Annotated in this window: 24 protein-coding genes; 20 read left to right on the top strand and 4 right to left on the bottom strand. The window is 55.5% G+C overall.

All coding sequences use genetic code 11. The features are described from left to right. The first annotated feature begins 2 nt into the window (after positions 1 to 2). The 14 genes from QNH97_RS21675 to QNH97_RS21610 all read left to right on the top strand — a co-directional run bounded on the left by QNH97_RS21675 (position 3) and on the right by QNH97_RS21610 (position 13,248). Positions 3 to 323, top strand: a complete 321-nt coding sequence (locus tag QNH97_RS21675) for a hypothetical protein (protein WP_283553843.1) — start codon at positions 3 to 5, stop codon at positions 321 to 323. A 411-nt stretch (positions 324 to 734) separates the two neighbouring features. Further along, a complete protein-coding gene (locus QNH97_RS21670; protein ID WP_283553842.1) occupies positions 735 to 2,120 on the top strand; it encodes an IS4 family transposase in 1,386 nt (461 codons plus the stop codon). Positions 2,121 to 2,197: 77 nt separating this feature from the next. Continuing rightward, positions 2,198 to 2,527 (top strand): antitoxin YezG family protein, encoded by a 330-nt coding sequence (locus QNH97_RS21665; RefSeq protein WP_283553841.1) that lies wholly within the window; start codon positions 2,198 to 2,200, stop codon positions 2,525 to 2,527. Between the two features lie 123 nt (positions 2,528 to 2,650). Further along, positions 2,651 to 3,265, top strand: a complete 615-nt coding sequence (locus QNH97_RS21660; protein ID WP_283553840.1) for a GAD-like domain-containing protein — start codon at positions 2,651 to 2,653, stop codon at positions 3,263 to 3,265. A 53-nt stretch (positions 3,266 to 3,318) separates the two neighbouring features. After that, complete coding sequence (locus QNH97_RS21655) at positions 3,319 to 4,188, top strand: hypothetical protein (protein ID WP_283553839.1); 870 nt, start codon at positions 3,319 to 3,321, stop codon at positions 4,186 to 4,188. Between the two features lie 51 nt (positions 4,189 to 4,239). Beyond that, positions 4,240 to 4,836 carry an imm11 family protein gene (locus tag QNH97_RS21650; protein ID WP_283553838.1) on the top strand — a complete coding sequence of 199 codons (597 nt, stop codon included), beginning with the start codon at positions 4,240 to 4,242 and terminating at the stop codon, positions 4,834 to 4,836. A 119-nt stretch (positions 4,837 to 4,955) separates the two neighbouring features. Then, entirely contained in the window at positions 4,956 to 5,402 is a 447-nt protein-coding gene (locus QNH97_RS21645) for a hypothetical protein (protein WP_283553837.1), read from the top strand. Between the two features lie 154 nt (positions 5,403 to 5,556). After that, positions 5,557 to 5,913 (top strand): hypothetical protein, encoded by a 357-nt coding sequence (locus QNH97_RS21640; protein WP_283553836.1) that lies wholly within the window; start codon positions 5,557 to 5,559, stop codon positions 5,911 to 5,913. A gap of 51 nt (positions 5,914 to 5,964) precedes the next feature. Then, positions 5,965 to 6,585, top strand: coding sequence for a hypothetical protein (locus QNH97_RS21635; protein ID WP_283553835.1), 621 nt, complete (start codon positions 5,965 to 5,967; stop codon positions 6,583 to 6,585). A 488-nt stretch (positions 6,586 to 7,073) separates the two neighbouring features. Then, on the top strand, positions 7,074 to 7,415 hold the full coding sequence (locus tag QNH97_RS21630; RefSeq protein ID WP_283553834.1) for a DUF6124 family protein: 342 nt from the start codon (positions 7,074 to 7,076) through the stop codon (positions 7,413 to 7,415). Positions 7,416 to 7,928: 513 nt separating this feature from the next. Continuing rightward, entirely contained in the window at positions 7,929 to 9,536 is a 1,608-nt protein-coding gene (locus tag QNH97_RS21625) for a tetratricopeptide repeat-containing response regulator (protein WP_283553833.1), read from the top strand. After that, positions 9,529 to 10,221 (top strand): sensor histidine kinase, encoded by a 693-nt coding sequence (locus QNH97_RS21620; RefSeq protein WP_283553832.1) that lies wholly within the window; start codon positions 9,529 to 9,531, stop codon positions 10,219 to 10,221. The genes QNH97_RS21625 and QNH97_RS21620 overlap by 8 nt, the downstream gene beginning before the upstream one ends. 343 nt (positions 10,222 to 10,564) lie before the next feature. Beyond that, the gene (locus QNH97_RS21615) at positions 10,565 to 11,806 is read left to right on the top strand and encodes a glutamine synthetase family protein (protein ID WP_283557527.1); all 1,242 of its coding nucleotides are present in this window, start codon (positions 10,565 to 10,567) and stop codon (positions 11,804 to 11,806) included. Between the two features lie 68 nt (positions 11,807 to 11,874). Continuing rightward, the gene (locus QNH97_RS21610; protein ID WP_283553831.1) at positions 11,875 to 13,248 is read left to right on the top strand and encodes an MFS transporter; all 1,374 of its coding nucleotides are present in this window, start codon (positions 11,875 to 11,877) and stop codon (positions 13,246 to 13,248) included. A gap of 64 nt (positions 13,249 to 13,312) precedes the next feature. On the opposite strand, the gene QNH97_RS21605 is transcribed toward QNH97_RS21610, so the two are convergent. From QNH97_RS21605 to flgA, 4 genes are all read right to left on the bottom strand, one after another. Next, the gene (locus QNH97_RS21605) at positions 13,313 to 14,059 is read right to left on the bottom strand and encodes a flagellar brake protein (RefSeq protein ID WP_283553830.1); all 747 of its coding nucleotides are present in this window, start codon (positions 14,057 to 14,059) and stop codon (positions 13,313 to 13,315) included. A 92-nt stretch (positions 14,060 to 14,151) separates the two neighbouring features. Further along, a complete protein-coding gene (locus QNH97_RS21600) occupies positions 14,152 to 14,619 on the bottom strand; it encodes a flagella synthesis protein FlgN (protein WP_283553829.1) in 468 nt (155 codons plus the stop codon). A 47-nt stretch (positions 14,620 to 14,666) separates the two neighbouring features. Further along, on the bottom strand, positions 14,667 to 14,981 hold the full coding sequence (gene flgM / locus QNH97_RS21595; protein WP_283553828.1) for a flagellar biosynthesis anti-sigma factor FlgM: 315 nt from the start codon (positions 14,979 to 14,981) through the stop codon (positions 14,667 to 14,669). 173 nt (positions 14,982 to 15,154) lie between these two features. Next, on the bottom strand, positions 15,155 to 15,919 hold the full coding sequence (gene flgA / locus QNH97_RS21590) for a flagellar basal body P-ring formation chaperone FlgA (RefSeq protein ID WP_283553827.1): 765 nt from the start codon (positions 15,917 to 15,919) through the stop codon (positions 15,155 to 15,157). A gap of 78 nt (positions 15,920 to 15,997) precedes the next feature. Here flgA and QNH97_RS21585 point away from each other — a divergent pair, with 78 nt between their 5' ends. The 6 genes from QNH97_RS21585 (at position 15,998) to flgE (ending at position 21,087) form a co-directional block, all read left to right on the top strand. After that, positions 15,998 to 16,924 (top strand): chemotaxis protein CheV, encoded by a 927-nt coding sequence (locus QNH97_RS21585; protein ID WP_283553826.1) that lies wholly within the window; start codon positions 15,998 to 16,000, stop codon positions 16,922 to 16,924. A 53-nt stretch (positions 16,925 to 16,977) separates the two neighbouring features. Continuing rightward, positions 16,978 to 17,805 (top strand): CheR family methyltransferase, encoded by an 828-nt coding sequence (gene cheR / locus QNH97_RS21580; RefSeq protein WP_214915348.1) that lies wholly within the window; start codon positions 16,978 to 16,980, stop codon positions 17,803 to 17,805. Positions 17,806 to 18,164: 359 nt separating this feature from the next. Next, positions 18,165 to 18,572 (top strand): flagellar basal body rod protein FlgB, encoded by a 408-nt coding sequence (flgB, locus tag QNH97_RS21575; protein WP_283553825.1) that lies wholly within the window; start codon positions 18,165 to 18,167, stop codon positions 18,570 to 18,572. Between the two features lie 3 nt (positions 18,573 to 18,575). Beyond that, positions 18,576 to 19,019, top strand: a complete 444-nt coding sequence (flgC, locus tag QNH97_RS21570) for a flagellar basal body rod protein FlgC (protein WP_283553824.1) — start codon at positions 18,576 to 18,578, stop codon at positions 19,017 to 19,019. A gap of 15 nt (positions 19,020 to 19,034) precedes the next feature. Beyond that, positions 19,035 to 19,757 (top strand): flagellar hook assembly protein FlgD, encoded by a 723-nt coding sequence (gene flgD, locus QNH97_RS21565; RefSeq protein WP_283553823.1) that lies wholly within the window; start codon positions 19,035 to 19,037, stop codon positions 19,755 to 19,757. A gap of 31 nt (positions 19,758 to 19,788) precedes the next feature. Continuing rightward, positions 19,789 to 21,087 carry a flagellar hook protein FlgE gene (flgE, locus tag QNH97_RS21560; protein ID WP_283553822.1) on the top strand — a complete coding sequence of 433 codons (1,299 nt, stop codon included), beginning with the start codon at positions 19,789 to 19,791 and terminating at the stop codon, positions 21,085 to 21,087. Positions 21,088 to 21,178: the final 91 nt, after the last annotated feature.

Genomic DNA, 21,178 nt, shown 5'->3' with positions numbered 1-21,178 from the left:
GCATGTATTACTTAGTTATGTGGGATAAAGATTTAGCATCCGTTGGGCAGGATGGGTGTCTTGATAAGGTTGGAATTCCTTTAGATGTAGCAAATTTTTTCTTTAAGCTGGATGTCGAGCAGTTTCCAATTCTTTCTAACTTAAGCTTTGATGACTACGACATGTTTTCTGATTCGCAGATTGACTCACTTGTGGGTGAGTTGTTAGCTGCCGCCAGCTTAAATCCGCCAATTTTTGAGCTGGTAAAATTAATGGTGAAATTTATACTTAAAGCGAAGTCTTTAAGAAAAAATGTTTTGTTTGATCCGTTTAGGGCGAATTAGTTGGAGCAAAAGCAACAGTAGATAAGCCCGTTCGTGCTTTGGAGCAGTTACTGCCTGATGGCAAGGTTCCGAGCGTCCGAGGAGGGGAATTCAATCGTTGGTTCGATGGATTATCTTCGGCAGAGTTGGACGTTTTGTGGCAAAACAAGGCAGCCCGTGACGCGATAGAAGCAAGGATAAGGCAACCAGGAGGATTGCATGAGTGGTGTATGGTGTGTCGAACTCCTGACTTCAAAAAATGGGGAGTGCCGATGGAAGAGATCCAACATGGGAGGGAAAAGGGGACGGATTTGAATGGCACTTACTTAACCGCTAACCACTTGAGCTGAAAGCAAAAAATGAAGAAGGGCTGGTCTTGGTCTACGGTGATAGTTGCGAACACACCCCGACAAACCAAGGACACAGCCCCAAATGGATCGTAGACGTGAAATTCTTCAGCATCAACTGCAACGTTTTCATCGACACGCTTCGGACTGTGATGCCTATGCGTTTTTTAATCTCCTCACGTCTCCCGAGCTCTTGCAACGCGTCGAGTCTGCACTGCCAGAACATCGGGAACGCCTGTTTCCGCCGACTGAAACGTTGTCTATGTTTCTTGCTCAGGCAATGAGCGCCGACCGTTCCTGCCAGAACGCCGTCAACGACTTGTCGATTAAACGATCATGTGGCGGCATGAGGCCCAACAGCACTCGCACGGGCGCTTACTGCAAAGCCAGAAAACGCCTGCCTGTGGAAATGGTTTCCACGCTGGTCAGGCACACCGGTGCTTCAATAAGTGATAACGCACCCTCGTCGTGGCGCTGGATGGGACGGCCTGTACGCCTGGTGGACGGTACGACGGTCAGCATGCCCGACACTGCTGCCAATCAGGGCGCCTATCCGCAATCTCGCGGCCAAAAAGTCGGTCTTGGTTTTCCGTTGTGTCGCGTGGTGGGCATCGTTTGCCTCTCCAGCGGCGCCGTTTTAGATGCTGCCCTTGGGCGTTTCCGAGGCAAGGGAGGCGATGAGCAAACGCTGCTCAGATCAATGCTCGACACGCTGAAAACAGGCGATATTTTATTGGGCGACGCTTACTACGCTACATACTTCTTGCTGTGCGAGTTGCAACGAAGAGGTATCGATGGCGTGTTCGAACAATACGGTGCTCGACGGCGCAGTACGGACTTTCGCCTAGGTCAGAGTCTCGGTTCGGAAGATCACCTGATCGAATTGAAAAAGCCTGTAAGAAGACCGCCGTGGATGAGTCAAACCGATTACGAACAGGCGCCTGAAAGACTGACCGTGCGAGAGTTGAAGGCGGGTGGCAAGACTTTGGTAACCACGTTGCATTGCCCAAAGCAGACACCCAAAACAGCCCTCAAATCGCTGTACAAGGGTCGATGGCATGTCGAACTGGATCTGCGAAATCTCAAAGCTACGCTAGGATTTGGAAAGTTGAGCTGCAAAACCCCAGGCATGGCAGTCAAGGAGTTATGGGTCTATCTGTTGGCGCACAATCTGATCCGAATGCTCATGGCGCAATCGGCTCTGTTAGCGGACTGCTTGCCTCGCGAACTGAGCTTCAAACACAGCCTTCAACTATGGCTGGCGCTACGACAATATGGCAGCCCCGATGACGAGGTAAGCCTGTCGAATTTATTGATGCTGATTGCTCAGAGGCGCGTCGGGAATCGGCCTGGTCGTATCGAGCCGCGAGCGATAAAACGAAGACCTCAAGCCTACCCTTTGCTGACCAAACCGCGTCGTTCAGCAAGGGCAGATGTCAGAAAAAATGGACACCCAAAACATGTTAAGTAAGTGCCATTCGGAACAGATTTATTTGATCACTCCTGGTTTTAAATAGATCTTTCCCTTTTCTGTAAAGGTGGAAACTGATGAGTGAGCAGGGGCTGTATCAAAAAATTGGCCAGCTTTTATTGGATGCTGGTCCCTCGGAGGCTCAGAAAATAGTTGTTAGAGCTAGACTTTTTGCCGAGGGCGATGGAGGAAGTTATGAGTTTGATTATTTCGATAAGACAAACCGCTCAAGCTGGTTTGATCCAGACAGCAGGGCTGTGGGAGATTTGACAGAGTTGTTGGTTGAGCTTCGGCGCTATTATGTTGAAAATGGATTGTGCCAAAATGGAAAGGCTTGGTCCTCGTGTGCAGTTACGTTGGATGTAGAGAGGATGAAAATTAGTATTGACTACAATTATGATGATTAGGTTTTTTGTGGAGGTAGGGACCGAGGATATTGCTTTGATAGGAAAGGGGGCAGGTATTATCTAATTGCTCTTAGATAGATCTGTCCCTTTCTTTTCAGAACTACTCAGAGGAGCGCCGGCAAGTTGAGGGATGAAGATTTCCAGTGTTTCATCAGCGTGATGGGGGAGGCCACATCTCATCGACAGGTGTCTGACTCCCAAATTGCGAAATATCGTGAGGTGCTGCCTGACGTATTGCTTGACTATTGGCAAGAGGAAGGTTGGTGTGGATATGCCAATGGCCTTTTCTGGACAGTGAACCCGGATGAGTATAAATATCTGCTCGATATGTGGCTCGCGGGTACTGAATTTCCACAGATAGATAATTACCACGTTATTGCAAGAAGCGCGTTTGGGACACTTTACGCTTGGGGGGAGAAATACAATCAGAAGATTGTTGTTTCGTGTCCGACAGGATCTATCGTCGCGTTGATGAGTAAGCTGAAAACACCTAATAAAGATCCGGATCTAGCCCTTCAGGCATTTTTCGCTATGTCTGATAAGGAACGTTATGATCTGGAGGATAGGCAAGGTGAGTTTCTATTTGAACGGGCGCTCGAGAAGTTGGGTGCGCTTGATGAGCGTGAGATCTATGGCTTTGAGCCTGCATTGTTTTTTGGAGGGACGGCTTCGCTGGATCAGTTGGTTAAGTGCAATTTAGAGGTTCACTTAACGATCCTTCGACAGATGCGGTCCTGAGTGAGCACGGTAAGCGGAAGGACGTCGTACTGGTGTAAAAGGAGTGTATCGGAATGGATGAAATCAACGTCCGGCTTGATCAGCACCGTCGTTGGCTTTCCCAGTCGGTAGGCCTGACGGCTCAAGAGCTTGGCTATATTGATGAGGATCTTGCCAGCGACTCATTAAGCGGATTGAACAATGTGACTGACTCGTTGGGGGTGCTGGCGACATATTACGGTATTCGGGGCGAAGTCGCGGTCAGTGATGGAGAGGCTTCTGGTTGGGAAGACGTCTCGCGCTCGATGATGTACCGTTATTGGGCGTTGATGCTCAACGCCAAGACTTTCTCAAAAACGAGTTTTCTTCAAGGCATCAAAACCGTCCCCAATTTGACTAACCAATTGAGCATTGCAGGATGCTTGCTGGCCGGATTGATAGTGGCTGATCGTCGAGATCTGGCCGCGTCCGTAGCCGATGTGCTGGCCGGAATGCTGACTATCAATGGCGCCGTGGATTCCAGCTATCTTGAACAGCGTCGATTCGAACCTTTCATGCTCTGGCTTTATTCAGTCTATTCGCAAGGAGAGACGCTTCCAGAGATCAAGTCGATGGATCTGGGGATTTATCAAAACGTGATAGACGAATGGACAGATGAGCAAGGGCTTGCTCATGCTCTGGAAGAGCTATGTCAATATCACCTCACCCACGCGGAAGACACTGGTGGGGTCTGGGACCCTGAATTCAAATATGCGCCTTTCGATTTGTTGCCTTTGGAGATCCACGCGATTTTCCAGGTCCGACAGCAACTAGGTTTGACAGCTCCAGCGGTGTCGAGTCCTTTGTTGTCCACAGAGACGGCTGCGCAGGAAAACCTGGTCATCATTTCTGATCAGCTTGCGGTCCGGGTGGCGACGGTCTACGAGCGTTTCTTCGGGTTTTAGACGTAGGCGTGACCCTTTTTTCAGTGAAGCAACGACACGCGGTGAGCTGACATGAAGTATTACTTGTGGCGGGAAGATGTGCAGTTTCCTGAACGCTGGTATTTGGGAGATATAAAGCACTGCAACAACTGGCTCTTCATCGACCCCCCTTCTGAGTACATGGAACCGTGTACCTACGCCCTTGAGGTTCGTGAGGAAGGTGTGAGTCTGGATTTTTCCTTGGCTGGGTATGCCTCTGTGCCGGTCTTGAGTGAAAAAGCCAGGGATGCATTGTTGGGCGTTCCCGACGTTGATGAACCGTATATGAATGTCGTGCTCGAGCCTGTGGCGGTTGCAGGCGAGCAAGCTCATGATCGTTACTATGTGATGATTGTCGAGACCCAATTGGATTGCGTAGACGAATCACGGTCGGCTTTCAAAAAATATGAGGTCAATGATCCCGTACGACCTGATCGAGCTGGCGAATACAGCGTTTTTCTGAATCTCGTCATTGATCCTGCCAAGGTCCAGGGAAAACATATTTTTCGTATCAAGAAACACTTGGGGACATTGATCGTTAGCGAGGATGTGAAGCTTCGGCTGGAGCGTGCTTGTCTCAGAGGGATGCTATTGGAGGGGGTGAATGGTGAGGGTGAAGTTATTTGCTGATTGTTTGAGGGATGAAGCCTGACATCATCCTTTGTGGCGAGGGAGCAAGCTCACTCGCTCGGCTAAAGGGTGTCCTTTTTCGGCTTCTTTTCGGCTTTTCTACCGCCAAAGGTTAAGCAATGATTATGCGTTTAGAGATGGTTGAGAAGAACCTCGTCGAAAAACTAAAAATCTCCAGCGAAGAGCAGCGACGAAGTGCGGTAAAAGTAGCCTGTGAGCTTGCTTTTCAGGCCTGTCCGGTAGAAGTGCCTATTGTTACCGAATCCCTTAGGCAACTATGTCTTGGTAATAAGCTCACGGCTGAGCAGGCTTCTGGGCTAGATATTTTGGTTGCGCAGTTAGATGAACAGTATTTTGACTTGCAAGATAGCCTGGATGATGGGCAAAACTTAGATGTAAAAGTCCTTCGGTTGTTTAGCCAGGCGCGTGTTGTATCGGCGCTGTCCTTGGCCGGTGGAGAAAATTCGCTTATGACAGCGACCGAAGCGATATATGAGGCATCATCAGCTGTTGATGATAGGATGTATATTTTTAAATCCGTATCTTCGGTTTTGTCAGAATCTTAATGTTAATTGTTAAAGCTGTCTCCTTTTTGCGAGGGGAGCCGGGGACAGCCCACGTTTCTGTATAGTTTTTTAAAGAGAAAACGTGGTCTTTTCCTGTTTTCTTCTTTGAGAAAAATTCTACAGGTGAGTTTGTTGCGCCTCGGAGTGCTTTGCAATGAAGTTGAAAATTGAATTTCCCAAGAATTTGGTTACGGATGAGTTGCTTCGGCAGAAGCGCATTCCCTGTGTATGCAAGATAGCCAGCGAGTTTAAGATTTTTTTTGCGGAAACTATTCCTGAATCGTCTGGAGTGGTGTTGGGATGGGATCGGAAAGAATTGGAGTTAAGAGCTGTTGCAGGGGCGGGTGGTCAGTATACGCATCATGCCTCTGGCCTGATTACTCTGAAGGACATTGGGGATGGGGTTTATGAAATAATTGATCTTGAGATGTTTTATAGGAGTTTTGGTTGGTGCGCTATCTTGAGGGACGGTGAATATGCACCACCAGGGGAATTCTGGGACGAAGAGTAATGGTTGCGAGGATTTATTGCCGCCTTCACCAAAAACTGGCGAGAACTAAACATGAATTCTTTGTTGTCGGACTGGTGTGCCTTCTGTGAAGATAGGGCAGTTTTCGATAAATCTCACTTTTCGGGATTATTGAAAGCGCACAGTGGCTCCGAGGAGATTCAACGTGTATTTAGTTATTTTCCGTCCTCGGAAGAGTTGGTTGATAGAATTGAGCGCGTTCTTGTCTCTGGAGATGTGGAAACGTCTCTGTATCTCTTGCCAAGACTTAAAGTTGGAAGTGATGAGTTAATTCAGCTAGGTCGGGAGTGGCTCAAGGAGCAAGAAAGAGTATGTGGGGTTCTCGGTGACTCCGAAATCCTCAGTATTTGTGAAGATGCCAGAGTGCTTTTTGTTAATGGTCACGATATGGATCACTGGCTTCAGCAAGATATTCCTCATTATTGGGTTTTTGATGAGGTCGGGGATGCGACCAGAGGAAGCCGGGTTTCTGATACTGAGAAAATTTATGCGCTGTTTGAGGCGCTTTATGGATTGGCTGCGGATTATTATCTTGCTTGGTATATTGGGTGGCCGTTGTTTAAGTTCGATATTGATTTGGAACCCTATTTTAGATTCTGGCGGGCTGGAGGAAGGTGTGCTCTCACCGAGAGTGGGTTCTTTGTAACTAACTAGAGCTAGCATGATTGAGGTAAAGGGACGGATTTATTTAATTGCTCTGTTCTTAAATAAGATGTACCCCTTGCTTTCATGTTTCCTTTCTTTCTTTTTTACGAGCGAAACACCACCTTGTCCAGCACTGGTTAGGATACGCACCCGACGGTTTCGATAGAACGAAATATCTTGTATTGGGACGTTTCCCATTGACTTGCAGGACATTTCCTAGAAAATCCCAACCCCTTGCGCCTGCCGATTCCGGTGCCTAGTCTTTGTTCGCCGCTGCCAATCCAGCGGTCGGGTTTAGCAGCTCGGAATCACGTTAGGCGCATGGTAACTGCCATTCAGTGCGGGCATTTTATTGCTCGAGGTTTTATGGCTGCTGTGCGCAGGGCATCTTCGGGTGCGCCGGTTTCCTAACGTACCGGTCTGCTAACCTGCGCATGGCTGCCACCCATTCGTTTAGCAGCGAACGTGGCGGCTCCCACATACGTTAGGGGTATTCCATGGACAAGCTCATACCAGACCCACCCGTTCCCCCGCTGCATCTGGACATCGCGGCCGACGCCAACGCCGAACGTGTCATCGATTCCTATCTGAACCCAAAACCCGCCCAGCCTGACAAGAAGCCATCCCCCGACCAGCTATTCACTGTCGTGGAGGGCATTGATGCTGAGAGCCTGCTGGCCAACCTCAGCGAGACCCTGGCTTCTGCCAATGTCATGGCCAATGACTTGGCGTTCGAACTGGAAGGCTCTCGATGGCATTTCGCCTTGGGGCTGCAACAGCTGATTGAACTGGGGCAGATGTTGGCAAACCGGGCGCTGGATGTCGTAGACCCCAGATAGGTGCTGAGAAAAGCGGATTTGATCAATGTTGACCGATCAAATCCGCTTTTGGGTAGGAGCGGTCGAGCGAAGCCAGGCTGCGGTCTTTCTCCTGAAAGTTGAATTTCAGGCGAAGATCAAAGGATCGCAGCCTCGCTTCGCTCGACAGCTCTTTATTAAAAGCTGAACCGCCCAACCATCCTGTTCAAGTTCACGACCAGGCACAGGTTAACCATGTCCCCGGTCCAACTGTTCTATGCCCGACAGGTAGCCGATAGGTCCCGGAACCTGTCCGCACAATCTCTTAACGGAACGCCATTTCCTGCCGATACCCTGATGAGCCCTGGTTTCTCCAGCGTTTCGGCGCGCGGAAACGGCTCGCAATGTGCGCCACGACACAGCCAGAGCAAGAGGTTTGGAAAACCCTTGCTCGTGAGTAGCTGGTGGCTATCATCTGCGCGCCACACCGGGCTGTGACACGGCGTTTCGTTGTTTTGCCATTGGGTTATCTTCTTACTTGCCTGGACATCCTCGATGCTGGCGTACCACCAAAAAAGTTTTCTGATCGTCGATGATTTTTCGGATTTCCGCAGCTCCGTTCGGTCCATGTTGCGTGAGCTGGGCGTCAAGGATGTGGACACCGCTGACACCGGTGAAGTGGCGCTGCGCATGTGCTCGCAGAAGCGCTATGACTTTATTTTGCAGGATTATCACCTGGGTGATGGCCGCAAGAACGGCCAGCAGGTGCTGGAAGACCTGATGGTCGAGAAGCTGATCAGCCATGAAAGTGTGTTTCTCATGGTGACGGCTGAAAGCAGCCAGGCGATGGTGCTCAGTGCCCTTGAACACGAACCCGATGCGTACCTGACCAAACCGTTCAATCGCTCCGGCCTGGCTCAGCGGCTGGAGCGACTCGAGCAGCGCAAGACTTTGCTCAAGCCGATCCTGCAAGCCCTCGATCGGGGCAAGCCGATGGAAGTGCTCAACGCCTGCATCGCACTGTGCAAGCAGGATCCGCGCTACGGGCCGTTGTGTCTGCGTTACCGGGCCGATGCGCTGCGCGACCTGAATCAGAACGAAGCCCTGGAGCGCCTGTACAACACCATCCTGGCCGATCGACCGTTGCCGTGGGCCTATGTCGGCCTGGGCAAATTGATGTTCAAGCGCGGGCAGGTGGGGCAAGCCAAGGCCGTTTTTGAAAAGGCCTTGAAAGTATTTCCGATGATGCCCGCGTTGTACGACGGCATGGCCGAAGTACTGGTGGCCGAAGGCGACACGAAACAAGCGCAGCACGTGTTGGAAGAAGCCGTGCGCCTGTCGCCACTGGCGGTGCGTCGGCAATCGCTGTTGGGCAAGCTGGCGATGACCAACGAGGATTACGAAACAGCGTCCAAGGCCTATCGCCAGGCGGTCGGGCAGGGCGCGCAGTCGCGCTTCAAGGATCCGGAAAGCAACCTCGGGCTGGCCCATGCGCTGATCAGCAAGGGTAGCGAGAAAGGCCTGGATACCCGCACCCGGCTGGAGATCAATACGACCCTCAGCGCCGTGGCGAAAGAAAACCTCAACGATCCGGGACTGCAGGTGCGGGCGCGGCTGATGAAGGCCACGAGCCTGCTGCTCAATGACGCCGAAACCGCCGAAAAGCTCACCGAACAAGCCATGCAGCGCCTCGACGGCATGGAGCAGTTCATGAGTGCCGAAGCCGCGTTGCTGGTGGCCAAGCAGCTGCAAATGCTCGGTCAGGCCAGTGCCGGCGAATCGATGCTCAAGAACTGCGCGGAAATCTACGGCGACGACCCGACGGTGATGCAAGGCATCGCCAAGCTGACCGATGATCCGAACATCCTCAATCAAGGCAATGCCGCCGCCGAACTGAATCGCGAAGGCGTGCGCGTCTACAAGACTGGCGCCTTGCCGGAAGCGCGGGAGCTGTTCCGCCGTGCCCTGAAGATGCAACCGAAGAACATCAGTATTGCCCTGAACATGGCGCAGTCACTGCTGCATGGCACCGATACCAGCGTGGAATCGGAGCTGCTGCAGGAATGCCGCGCCTGCCTGAAACTGGTGGGCATGATGCCCGATACCGATGCGCGTTTTGCGCGTTATCAGAAACTGCGAAGCAAGGCATTTGGCGATGAATGATAGCGAACAGGCACTCGATTTCTCCACGGTGATCGCGTCTACCGTGCACGACATGAAGAACTCCCTGACCTTGCTCATGCAGGCGCATACGCAATGGCTCGAGCGATTGCCCGACCCCGAGCGGCAGGGCTCGGAGCAGGGCGTCATGGAGTTCGAGTTCGCCCACCTCAACGGTTTGCTGGTGCAATTGCTGGGGTTGTACAAGCTGGGGGTCAACCAGTTGCCGTTGCATCCGGCCTACCATGAGCTGGATGACTTCATCGAGGCGCAACTGGCTGGCCATCAGGAGGTGTTTCGTAGCCGCGGGATCATGGCCACCTACGAAGTCGATCCGCTCAGTCCCTTGGGCTTTTTCGACCGCGAGCTGATCGCTTCGGTGCTCGATAACAGCATCAACAATGCGATTCGCCATGCGCGCCAAACGTTGCTGATCAGTGCGAGCGATGAGGCTGGGCAACTGGTGCTGACCATCAATGATGACGGCGAAGGTTATCCGCCTGAGATGATCGAACGTCAGGCCGAGTATGTGCAGGGCATCAACCACAGCAGTGGCAGCACGGGGCTGGGCTTGTACTTTGCAGCTCGGATTGCCGGGCTGCATCAGCGTGGCGGTTTATGCGGGCGTACCGAGATTGCCAATGGCGGCGTGCTCGGCGGTGGGGTGTTCCGGCTTTATCTGCCCTGAACCTGCGCTGCGCCAAAGTTCCATCAACACTAAACCTTGTGGGAGCGAGCTTGCTCGCGATAACGGTGCATCAGTCAATTCAATATTGGCCGACCTGACGCTATCGCGAGCAAGCTCGCTCCCACAGGTGCATGTACTTCCCTGAAGGTTTTATTGTCTTGGGGTGCTTGATATTCCGAACAGCCGAAGCCTATTTTGTACGGGTTGCCGTTCGCGGCTCGCACATAACAAGGATTGCGTCATGACGACCGATGGCCAGCGTTCACTCGCGCAGCGACTGACGGGCATTGATGAGATTGAATGTGTTACGCCGGATTTGAATGGTGTGCCGCGCGGCAAGGTGATGACGGCCGAGGGTTTCCTCGAAGGTCGGCGGTTGCAGATGGCGCGAGGGGTGCTGCTGCAATGCATCATGGGCGGTTATCCGCCGTCGCGTTTTTATGGCAGTGACGACGGCGACCTGGCGATGGTGGCCGATCCGAAACAGATTCACCGCCTGCCTTGGAGCCAACAGCCGCGTGCCCTGGCGATTTGCGATGCCGATGAACTGACCGGCGAAAGCTCACGACTTTCCACTCGCGGCCAACTCAAGACCGTTATCGCTCGCTATGCAGCCCTTGGCCTGGCGCCGGTCGTGGCCACCGAGCTGGAGTTCTTCGTGTTCGCGCCCAACCCGGACCCGACCCAGCCATTCCTACCGCCGGTAGGCCTGGATGGACGGCGCGAGGACGGCCACTCGGCGTTCAGCATCAGCTCCAACAACGGCCTGCGACCGTTTTTCAGTGAGGTTTACGAATGCATGGCGGCGCTGGGTTTGCCCCGCGACACGTTCATGCATGAAATGGGCGTGAGCCAGTTCGAGATCAATCTGCTTCACGGCGACCCTCTGTTGTTGGCCGACCAGACATTCCTGTTCAAGCACCTGCTCAAGGAAGTGGCGCTCAAGCATGGCCTGACCGTGGTTTGCATGGCCAAGCCCTTGGCCCATACACCGTGCAGTTCGATGCATATCCACCAGAGCGTTGTCGAGCTGGACAGCGGTCGCAACGTGTTCAGCGACGCCGCGGGCGAACCGACTGCGGCCTTCAGGCATTTCATCGGCGGGCAGCAGGCTGGCATGGCGGATTTCACGGCGCTGTTCGCGCCGAACGTGAATTCCTACCAGCGCCTGTGTCATCCGTTTGCGTCACCGAACAATGCCTGTTGGTCCCATGACAATCGTTCGGCCGGCTTGCGCATCCCCGCCAGTTCGCCGGCGGCCCGTCGGGTCGAGAACCGTTTACCCGGGGCGGATGCCAACCCCTACCTGGCGATTGCCGCCAGCCTGGCCGCCGGGCTCCACGGCATTGAAAATCGCCTGGAACCGAGTGCGGCGATCCAGGGTGAATTCGAAGTGCCAGATAATCTGTCGCTGCCATGTACCTTGCACGCTGCCCTGGAGCGTCTGAAGCGTAGTCATTTGGCGAAGGAACTGTTCGGGGCGGAGTTCATCGAAGGCTACATCGCTTCGAAGACCCTGGAACTGACCAGTTTCTTTGATGAAATCACGCCCTGGGAACGGCGTGTACTAGCGGCCCAGGCATAACGAACCGTCGCATTCGGGCTATCGTCAACGATAGCCCTACTTACCTCAAGGAGCCGCTCGGAACGCCGATGCGCCAAATCTGGAAACCTTTTCGAGCGCTTTATTTCGCCTCGCTGATGATGTTGATCGGCTCCGGCCTCTTGAGTACTTACCTGGCCTTGCGTCTGGCCGCCGACCACGTAGACAGTTTGTGGGTCGGTGCGCTGATGGCCGCCAACTATTTCGGCTTGGTGCTGGGCGGCAAGATCGGCCATCGGTTGATTGCCCGGGTCGGGCATATCCGTGCCTATTCAGCCTGCGCCGGGATCGTCGGTGCGGCGGTGCTGGGCCATGGCCTGGTGAACTGGCTGCCAGCCTGGATTGTGCTGCGGATGATTGTCGGTCTCGGCATGATGTGCCAGTACATGGTCATCGAGAGCTGGCTCAACGAGCAGGCCGATGCCAAACAGCGCGGGGCGGTATTCAGCGGCTACATGATCGCTTCGTACCTGGGGCTGGTGCTCGGTCAACTGATCCTGGTCATGCACCCGGCCCTAGGCTTGGAGCTGTTGATGCTGGTGGCGCTGTGCTTTGCCTTGTGTCTGGTGCCGGTGACATTGACCCGGCGAATTCACCCGGCGGCGCTGCATCCGGCGCCCATGGAGCCGCGCTTTTTCATCAAGCGCGTGCCGCAGTCATTGAGTACGGTGCTGGGCTCGGGACTGATCGTCGGCTCGTTCTATGGCCTGGCGCCTTTGTATGCCTCTCAGCAGGGGCTGTCGACCGAGCAGGTGGGTCTGTTCATGGGTAGCTGCATCTTTGCTGGGTTGCTGGTTCAGTGGCCCCTGGGCTGGCTGTCCGATCGATATGACCGGGCGCTGCTGATCCGCTGCTTTGCGCTGGTCCTGACGGTCTGTGCGCTGCCGCTGGCGATCCTGCCGACGGTGCCGTTGGAGGTGCTGTTCGTCGCGGGGTTCTTCTGTTCGCTGGTGCAGTTCTGCCTGTATCCGCTGGCGGTGGCGTTTTCCAATGACCACGTCGAAGCTGATCGAAGGGTATCCCTGACCGCGATGCTGCTGGTGACCTATGGGGTTGGCGCCAGTATCGGACCGCTGGTAGCAGGGGTGCTGATGAAAATGTTCGGCAGCCAGATGCTCTATGCCTTTTTTGCCTTCTTCGCCTTGGTGCTGGTGTGGCGAATCCGGCCGAAGGCGGTGACCAACCTGCACCAGGTCGACGACGCACCGCTGCATCACGTGGCGATGCCGGACAGCATGTCCAGTTCGCCTCTGGTGGCGTGCCTCGATCCCCGGGTGGACGAACAAGTGGTGCAGGAGCAGATGCACGTCGATCCTGTGCCGACGGAAGAGCCGGTCGACGAAGAGCCGGTCATGGCGGAAGCTGCCGCTGAAGAGGCAAGCGACGAGCCGACGAGCCCCGATTTCACTCAGGCTAGGCCTTGAGTCAGCCATAAAAAAACGGGCAGTCGCCGCAAGGGACTGCCCGTTTTTTAGGGGGCGAAGCAGATCAGAGGTCGTCTTTATCGAAACGCCGGGCTTCGCGCTGCAACTGGTAGACGAAACGCTCGACCTGGCGCTGCACCAGGCCACTGATATTGTGGAAGCGCACTCCGGCGAAGGTGGTGTTGATCCTTTCCTCGAAGTGCAGGTAACGCAGTTCAACCGGCGCAATCATGTTGCCAAAGGGCAGGGCTGCGATGAAACGCTCATAGACTTGGCCCAATTGCAGGCGCGCCGTAATGTCGCCTTCAAAGCGCAACTTGCAGCCGGTGGCGGAAATATCCAGCAGCTTGCCGTTTACAGGTGACTTGAGCTTGTCGCCGCCCAGTTCGACGTCCACCAGTTGCGCCAGTTTCAGGGCAGCACGGAAGGCGTTGCGGCGTTGGTGATAAACCACTTCATCGGGCATGGCACCGCGGTAGCAGCGACCGTCACTGGACTCGGCAATGGTCAAGGGGCCGTTGCTTTCCCACGCGATACGTACACCGTCATGAAAACCTTCTACACGAAACGGTTCGCCCGCCAGCAGGAAGCGTTCACCGTCCCGGGGGATCATTTCGTCCAGGGAGATGGTGTTGCTCTCACGATCGACGTTTACCAGGTAGCTCTGGAAGCGCTGGGTGCGTTCGTGGAAGGTAATGATCAGCGGGTCGTGGCTATCTTGCAGCATCCGCAGGTTGCCGGCGATTTCCAGGGGCGTGGTGAGGACCATGGGTGGCTGCGGAGCATCATCCGCGTTTGAGTCATTGAACACGGTGGGTCAATCTCCAGGCAAAATACGACTACAAATAGCCAGCATTTTGCCAGCATGTGGCGCGCGTTGATAGGGCGCAGGCACTGTTCGTTTCATGCCTGGCTGAGCGGGCGATGCTTTACCATCCTGGCGGTCGAGCCGCGGGCGTCATACAGCGTCGGGATTTCGCCGCCATTGAGGATGCGCAACTGGTTGGCTGTGGCGGCCTGCTGGGTCTGGATCGACTGGCCATTGCGCGCGTTGGCGGCCTGGCACTGGGCGAGCAGGTCATTAAGCACCTGGCTCTGGGACAACAGTTGGTCGCCAACCGATGACTGGCTGGCCAGTTGTTCAAGGCCGCTGTTATTGGCGGGCAGGTTGAGGCTGGCGAGGATCTCGCTGCGCTTGCGGCCATGCTGATCGAGCAAAATGATCAATGCCTGTTTCTGCGCCAGAATAGTTTCCAGCAGGGGCATGTCGCGACCGTGCAGTGCCAGTGATTCGGCCCGCAACAACTCCAGCAATTGTTGCGCAGGAGCGAAGTCGTCGGTAATCAGTTGCAATAAATTAGTGTCGTGCATGGCTGGCCTTGGGTCTTAGCGTCCAAAAGCCTGGCGCTGGCGTTGGCCTAGCGCTGGGCTTCGAAGTTGAGCAGTTTGCTGGCTACGCGGTTGCTATCGACTGTATAGCTGCCATCGGCGATTGCTGCTTTCAACTCGGCCACGCGGGCGTTGTCGACGACAGGTTGATCGCGCAGCTTGTCAGTGACCTTCTGCAACTGCTGAGCCTCATTGCTGAGGTGTACCGACTCCCCGTTGTTGACAGTGCTGGCCTTTTCGACCGGTACGGACTTGTCGGCTTCGGCAGTTTCCTGGCTGGCCTTGGGACGCGTAGTGCCTGTCAATGGTGAAGAGCTGTTTAGACGATTGAAATCGATGACCATGGTAAAAAACCTCTGGGTATTTGGACGCTTGCCATGTTTTCGGCCATCCCCAAAAAAACTTTAGGCTCATTTATTCAATGAACGTGCGCACGTCTGCGCTTGCCTTTGTGTAAGGCACAGTCTAGGGAACACCCGGGTCAAGCGCCAGCTCTCTGCCCATTTCTACCCGATCGCTACATAGCCACTTCCACCTGGCCAGGGGCTATTACCTGCGCTTTGATAACGCGTTGGGAATTGAGGTTTTTTACCCGGATCTGTTCATGCATGCCGCCTTTGGACAGGGCTTCGCCCGGCATCCGCACGGCCAAGGTCCCGCTGCGGGCGGTGATGACCACTTGGTCGCCCTTGCGGATCACTTCGGCCTGTTCCAGGTGCACCAGGGTAACGATCTGATCGGCGACCATTGGTCGGACAAGTTTCTGTCCGATAGCCTGATCGACGGAGGTCAGGAAGCCCTGGGTGATCTGGCTGATGTCCCGTTCCCGCAGCATTACGTCCTGAGGCTCGACAATCCCGGCTCGCTTGAGCGGACGGGTGGTAGTGACAATTTCGCGGAACAGGCGCACTTGAGCGGGCACGAACACCGTCCAGGGCGCGGCGCTGTCGCAACGAACCTTCACTGTGACTCGGCCCAGGGGCCTGGCCGGGCTCTCCAGCGACGCAGTCAATTCCTTGTCGCACATTGGCATGCGCAGGCGCGGGTCGAGTTGATTGACTTCGATTTCGTAGCGACCTTCGGTTTGACTGGTAGCCAGATAGTCTTCTACGGTGAATTCAAGAAAGCCCTGAGTGACGCCGATAAGGAGATCAGGCAAGGTAACCGGAACAGCCGCAAGGGCAGGACCGCCCGAAGTGAACAGGCAGACAGCCAACAGTGCACCGAGCCAATGGCGGCAGTGAGTGTTCAGGCGTCGAGAAAATGTCGTTTGTGCGTTCATGCCGGTTGAATAGCAAGCCCCGTGCCGTTTAGTGATGAATGCGCGTCGGACACATTAGCGTTAGGTAGGAGTCAGGGCATGGCGGGAGTAATGGACTCGGTAAACCAGCGTACACAGCTGGTCGGTCAGAATCGCCTGGAGCTGTTGCTGTTCCGTCTCGATGGGCAGCAATTGTATGGAATTAACGTATTCAAGGTCCGCGAGGTGCTGCAATGTCCTAAGCTGACCCTGATGCCCAAGTCCAATCCCGTCGTGTGCGGCGTAGCGAATATCCGGGGGGCGACTATCCCGATCCTCGACCTGGCCATGGCGACCGGTTCCGGTCGACTGCTGGACCAGAGCAATCCGTTCGTGATCATCACCGAGTACAACACCAAGACCCAGGGTTTCCTGGTTCGCTCGGTGGAGCGGATCGTCAACATGAACTGGGAAGAGATCCATCCACCTCCCAAGGGCACTGGTCGCGATCACTACCTGACGGCGGTGACCCGGGTCGATAACCAGTTGGTGGAAATCATCGACGTGGAGAAAATCCTCGCCGAAGTGGCGCCGACCACGGAGACGATTTCCGTGGGGGTGGTGGATGCTGAAACCCAGCACAAGGCGATTTCGCTGCGGGTACTGACCGTCGATGATTCTTCGGTGGCACGTAAGCAGGTCACCCGGTGTCTACAGACGATCGGCGTCGAAGTGGTTGCACTGAACGATGGACGGCAGGCGCTGGATTACCTGCGCGCGATGGCCGATGAAGGCAAGAAGCCGGAAGAGGAGTTCCTGATGATGATCTCCGACATCGAGATGCCGGAGATGGACGGGTATACCCTGACCTCGGAAATCCGCAGCGACCCGCGTATGCAGAAATTGCATATCATCTTGCACACTTCATTGTCGGGGGTTTTCAACCAGGCGATGGTCAAGAAGGTCGGTGCCGATGATTTCCTGGCCAAGTTCCGGCCCGATGACTTGGCTTCCCGGGTCGTCGACCGGATCAAGGCAGCAGAATAAAGGTCGGGCGCGCTGTGCGCCCGGCAAGTCAACACAATGAAAGAGGCGGTATTTTGTCTACGGGTAATTTGGATTTCGAACAGTTCCGGGTCTTCCTGGAAAAAGCCTGTGGCATTTTGCTTGGTGAAAACAAGCAATACCTGGTGTCGAGCCGTCTCAATAAATTGATGGAGCAACAGGGCCTTAAATCGTTGGGCGAACTGGTGCAGCGTATCCAGACCCAGCCGCGCAGCGGTCTGCGCGAGATGGTGGTGGACGCCATGACCACCAACGAAACCTTGTGGTTTCGTGACACCTATCCGTTCGAGGTGTTGAAGAACAGAGTGTTGCCGGCGGCCATCAAGGCTAGCCCGGGTCAACGCCTGCGGATCTGGTCGGCGGCCTGTTCCTCGGGGCAGGAACCCTATTCGCTGTCGATGAGCATCGACGAGTTCGAGCGGACCAACATCGGCCAGTTGAAAGGCGGCGTGCAAATCGTCGCCACCGACCTGTCCGGAACCATGCTCAATAACTGCAAGACCGGCGAGTACGACAGCCTGGCCATCGGCCGCGGCTTGTCGCCTGATCGTCTGCAACGTTACTTCGATCCGAAAGGGCCGGGACGCTGGGTGGTCAAGGCACCGATCAAGAGCCGTGTGGAATTCCGCTCGTTCAACCTGCTGGACAGCTATGCCAGCCTGGGCAAGTTCGACATCGTCTTCTGCCGCAACGTGCTGATCTACTTTTCCGCCGAGGTGAAGAAAGACATCCTGCTGCGTATCCACAGCACCCTCAAGCCTGGCGGCTACCTGTTCCTTGGTGCCTCCGAGGCGTTGAACGGTTTGCCGGATCATTACCAGATGGTCCAGTGCAGTCCGGGGATCATCTATCAGGCGAAGTGATTCGCAGAGGTTGTCAAAAAACGGGAGTCCTCAGGGGCTCCCGTTTTTTTTTGGCGTGCTTTTTATCCAGATTCCCCCAATCAAATGTGGGAGCGAGCTTGCTCGCGATAGCGCAGGCACCTGCAACATCAATGCAAGCTGACACACCGCCATCGCGAGCAAGCTCGCTCCCACAGTGGAGTGGCATTTGTCCCACACAAGCGGCAGAAAAGCGGCAGCCAGCGGAAGCCGATTGCCGCTTTTCTGGCATTGCCGCGTTGCCGATGCCCGCAAAGCCCCGGTTTACGGGGTTTTTCAAAGTGGCACGCCGCTTGCTAAGTTCATCGTACGTAAATTCTGGTCACCCAAAGGTTTCCGACATGAGCATCAGCTTCGATAAAGCGCTCGGTATCCACGAACAGGCCCTGAGCTTCCGCGCCCAGCGTGCCGAAGTCCTGGCCAACAACATCGCCAACGCCGATACCCCGAACTACAAGGCTCGGGACCTGGACTTCTCCAAAGTGCTCGCCGAGCAAAGCGAGAAGACCAAGAACGGCCACTTCGCCCTGAACATGACCAACAGCCGTCATATCGAAGCCGAAGGCCTGGGCAGTGGCGACGAATCGCTGATGTATCGCACGCCGATGCAGCCCTCGATCGACCAGAACACTGTGGACGCTCAACTGGAACAGTCCAACTACGCGGAAAACTCCGTGAACTTCCAGGCCAGCTTCACCCTGCTCAACAGCAAGTTCAAAGGGCTGGTATCGGCCCTGCGCGGAGAGTAAGCCATGTCGATCGCGAGCGTATTCAACATTGCCGGCAGTGCCATGAGTGCCCAGACCACTCGCCTGAACACCGTCGCCAGTAACATCGCCAACGCCGAGACCGTTTCGTCGAGCATCGACCAGACCTACCGTGCCCGCCACCCGGTGTTTGCCACCATGTACCAGGGCGGGCAGACCGGTGGCAGCGACTCGTTGTTCCAGGACCAGGACGCCGCTGGCCAGGGTGTACAGGTACTCGGCGTGGTCGAAGACCAGAGCAACCTCGACGCACGTTACGAGCCGAACCATCCGGCCGCTGACGCCAAGGGCTACGTCTACTACCCGAACGTCAACGTCGTCGAAGAAATGGCCGACATGATTTCCGCCAGTCGTTCGTTCCAGACCAACGTCGAGATGATGAACACCGCCAAAACCATGATGCAGAAGGTCCTGACCCTCGGTCAGTGATAAGGGGCGAGTCACATGAGCGTTACCAACACTACCAGCGGTTTGAGCCTCAACGAGGTTCTGGCCAACTCCTCGGTCAAGACCAACACCACCTCCGACAGCCTGGCCACGGTGACGGGGGCGGCGAGCGGAAAAAAGGAGCTGGGCAAGGATGCGTTCTTGCAATTGCTCGTTACCCAGCTGAAAAACCAGAACCCGCTGGAGCCGCAGGATAACGGCGAGTTCGTGGCCCAGCTGGCGCAGTTCAGCAGCCTGGAAGGCATCACCACCCTCAACGAGACCGTGAGCGGTATCGCCGGCAACTACAACTCGTCCCAGGCCTTGCAGGCCTCGTCACTGGTAGGTCGCTCGGTCATCGCCCCAGGCGACAAAGCCGTGGTCGATACCTCCAAGAGCCTCAACGGCACGGTCATCGTACCGACATCAGTGTCCTCCGTAGCGGTCAAGATCGTGGACAAGGACGGCAAGACCGTTCGCACCATCGACTTGGGCAGCCAGAACGCCGGCAATTCCGCTTTCATCTGGGACGGCAAGAACGACGCGGGCACGACGGTCGAGTCGGGCACTTACACATTCGCTGCCTCGACCACGATTGACGGCAAGGCGACATCGCTGATCACCAACCTGCCGGCCACCGTCAGCAGTGTGACGATCAGTCAGACAGGGGGCGAGCTGATGCTCAACCTCGCCGGGCTGGGCAGCATTGCCCTGTCCAAAGTACAAACTATTGGTATGTAGAGCCGACTAACCCGGCAAAAAGGAGTGCAATATGTCTTTCAATATCGGCCTTAGCGGTCTCTATGCAGCCAACAAACAGCTGGACGTGACCGGCAACAACATCGCCAACGTGGCGACCACCGGTTTCAAATCGTCCCGCGCGGAATTCGAAGACGTCTACTCGGCCACCAAGCTGGGTTCGGGCAGCAAGACCGTTGGTAACGGCGTACGCCTGGCCAACGTTTCCCAGCAGTTCAGCCAGGGTGACGTCAACAACACCGGCAACGTGCTGGACATGGGTATCCAGGGCTCCGGCTTCTTTGTCCTGAGCAACGACGGTTCCTTGAGCTACACCCGTGCCGGTACCTTCAAGACTGACAAGGAAGGTTACGTCACCAACAGTGATGGTACTGCGCGTCTGCAGGGCTATGGCGTGGATGCCAACGGCAAGATCCAGAACGGGATCCTGACCGACCTGCGCATCGACACCTCCAACCTGCCGCCGAGTGCGACCAGCCTGATTTCGTCGACGATCAACCTGAACTCGACGGCGACGGCGATCACAGCAGCGTTCAACCCGACTGATACGGCCACCTTTACCAAGCAGTTCACCACCCCGGTCTACGACACCCAGGGCAACCAGCATTCCATGGACCAGTACATGGTCAAGACTGCCGGTAATACCTGGAATGTCTACACCTTGATCGATGGTCGTAACCTGGACGGTAGTTTGCCGACTACGACAGGCGCGACTGCGCCGATTCCTTCGACCATGAACTTCGATTCGAGCGGCAAGTTAGCCTCGGTCACCACCCCTCCGGCGTCCACCAGCAGCGATTTGGTACTGACCGGCTGGGTGCCAGGCACCGTAACCAACGGCGTATGGGCCGCCAACGGCGCCGCGAGCGCGCCAACCATCACGATCTCGATGGGCAATACCACCCAATTCAACGCCGACACCGCGCGGTCGATTCCCGCCCAGAACGGTTACGCCACCGGCCAGATCACCAACCTGACCATCGACGGCAGCGGTGTCTTGCTGGCCAACTTCAGCAACAACCAGACCAAGCCGATCGGCCAGCTTGCGCTCGCCAGCTTCACCAACGAGCAAGGCCTGCAGCCGATAGGCGGCACCAGCTGGAAGGAAACCTTCGCCTCGGGCATCCCGGGCTACGATGCCCCGGAAACCGGCACCCTGGGTTCGATCGTCTCCAACTCCCTGGAAGAGTCCAACGTCAACCTGACCAACGAACTGGTCGAGCTGATCAAGGCCCAGAGCAACTACCAGGCGAACGCCAAGACCATCTCCACCCAGAGCACCATCATGCAGACCATCATTCAGATGGCTTGATGTCGACGGTTGCTTGACGCTGCACAAGGAGCCCCTCGCAAGAGGGGCTTTTTCATGGGCGAAGGTTTTGTCGTGCCTGTTCCGGCCTCGT

Source organism: Pseudomonas sp. G2-4, from assembly GCF_030064125.1.
GTDB lineage: Bacteria > Pseudomonadota > Gammaproteobacteria > Pseudomonadales > Pseudomonadaceae > Aquipseudomonas.
The sequence above is the reverse complement of the archived record's forward strand: the minus strand, read 5'-3'. Positions and strand labels throughout refer to the sequence as shown.

Excerpts from the sequence above, each read along its gene's own strand:
- QNH97_RS21630 (WP_283553834.1), top strand. The coding sequence starts at position 7,074 with ATGGACAAGCTCATACCAGACCCACCCGTTCCCCCGCTGCATCTGGAC.
- QNH97_RS21600 (WP_283553829.1), bottom strand. The coding sequence starts at position 14,619 with ATGCACGACACTAATTTATTGCAACTGATTACCGACGACTTCGCTCCT.
- QNH97_RS21635 (WP_283553835.1), top strand. The coding sequence starts at position 5,965 with ATGAATTCTTTGTTGTCGGACTGGTGTGCCTTCTGTGAAGATAGGGCA.
- QNH97_RS21655 (WP_283553839.1), top strand. The coding sequence starts at position 3,319 with ATGGATGAAATCAACGTCCGGCTTGATCAGCACCGTCGTTGGCTTTCC.
- flgB (WP_283553825.1), top strand. The coding sequence starts at position 18,165 with ATGAGCATCAGCTTCGATAAAGCGCTCGGTATCCACGAACAGGCCCTG.
- QNH97_RS21640 (WP_283553836.1), top strand. The coding sequence starts at position 5,557 with ATGAAGTTGAAAATTGAATTTCCCAAGAATTTGGTTACGGATGAGTTG.
- QNH97_RS21665 (WP_283553841.1), top strand. The coding sequence starts at position 2,198 with ATGAGTGAGCAGGGGCTGTATCAAAAAATTGGCCAGCTTTTATTGGAT.
- QNH97_RS21645 (WP_283553837.1), top strand. The coding sequence starts at position 4,956 with ATGATTATGCGTTTAGAGATGGTTGAGAAGAACCTCGTCGAAAAACTA.
- flgM (WP_283553828.1), bottom strand. The coding sequence starts at position 14,981 with ATGGTCATCGATTTCAATCGTCTAAACAGCTCTTCACCATTGACAGGC.
- QNH97_RS21620 (WP_283553832.1), top strand. The coding sequence starts at position 9,529 with ATGAATGATAGCGAACAGGCACTCGATTTCTCCACGGTGATCGCGTCT.
- flgC (WP_283553824.1), top strand. The coding sequence starts at position 18,576 with ATGTCGATCGCGAGCGTATTCAACATTGCCGGCAGTGCCATGAGTGCC.
- QNH97_RS21625 (WP_283553833.1), top strand. The coding sequence starts at position 7,929 with ATGCTGGCGTACCACCAAAAAAGTTTTCTGATCGTCGATGATTTTTCG.
- flgD (WP_283553823.1), top strand. The coding sequence starts at position 19,035 with ATGAGCGTTACCAACACTACCAGCGGTTTGAGCCTCAACGAGGTTCTG.
- flgA (WP_283553827.1), bottom strand. The coding sequence starts at position 15,919 with ATGAACGCACAAACGACATTTTCTCGACGCCTGAACACTCACTGCCGC.
- flgE (WP_283553822.1), top strand. The coding sequence starts at position 19,789 with ATGTCTTTCAATATCGGCCTTAGCGGTCTCTATGCAGCCAACAAACAG.
- QNH97_RS21585 (WP_283553826.1), top strand. The coding sequence starts at position 15,998 with ATGGCGGGAGTAATGGACTCGGTAAACCAGCGTACACAGCTGGTCGGT.
- QNH97_RS21670 (WP_283553842.1), top strand. The coding sequence starts at position 735 with ATGGATCGTAGACGTGAAATTCTTCAGCATCAACTGCAACGTTTTCAT.
- QNH97_RS21675 (WP_283553843.1), top strand. The coding sequence starts at position 3 with ATGTATTACTTAGTTATGTGGGATAAAGATTTAGCATCCGTTGGGCAG.
- QNH97_RS21615 (WP_283557527.1), top strand. The coding sequence starts at position 10,565 with ATGACGGCCGAGGGTTTCCTCGAAGGTCGGCGGTTGCAGATGGCGCGA.
- QNH97_RS21610 (WP_283553831.1), top strand. The coding sequence starts at position 11,875 with ATGCGCCAAATCTGGAAACCTTTTCGAGCGCTTTATTTCGCCTCGCTG.
- QNH97_RS21650 (WP_283553838.1), top strand. The coding sequence starts at position 4,240 with ATGAAGTATTACTTGTGGCGGGAAGATGTGCAGTTTCCTGAACGCTGG.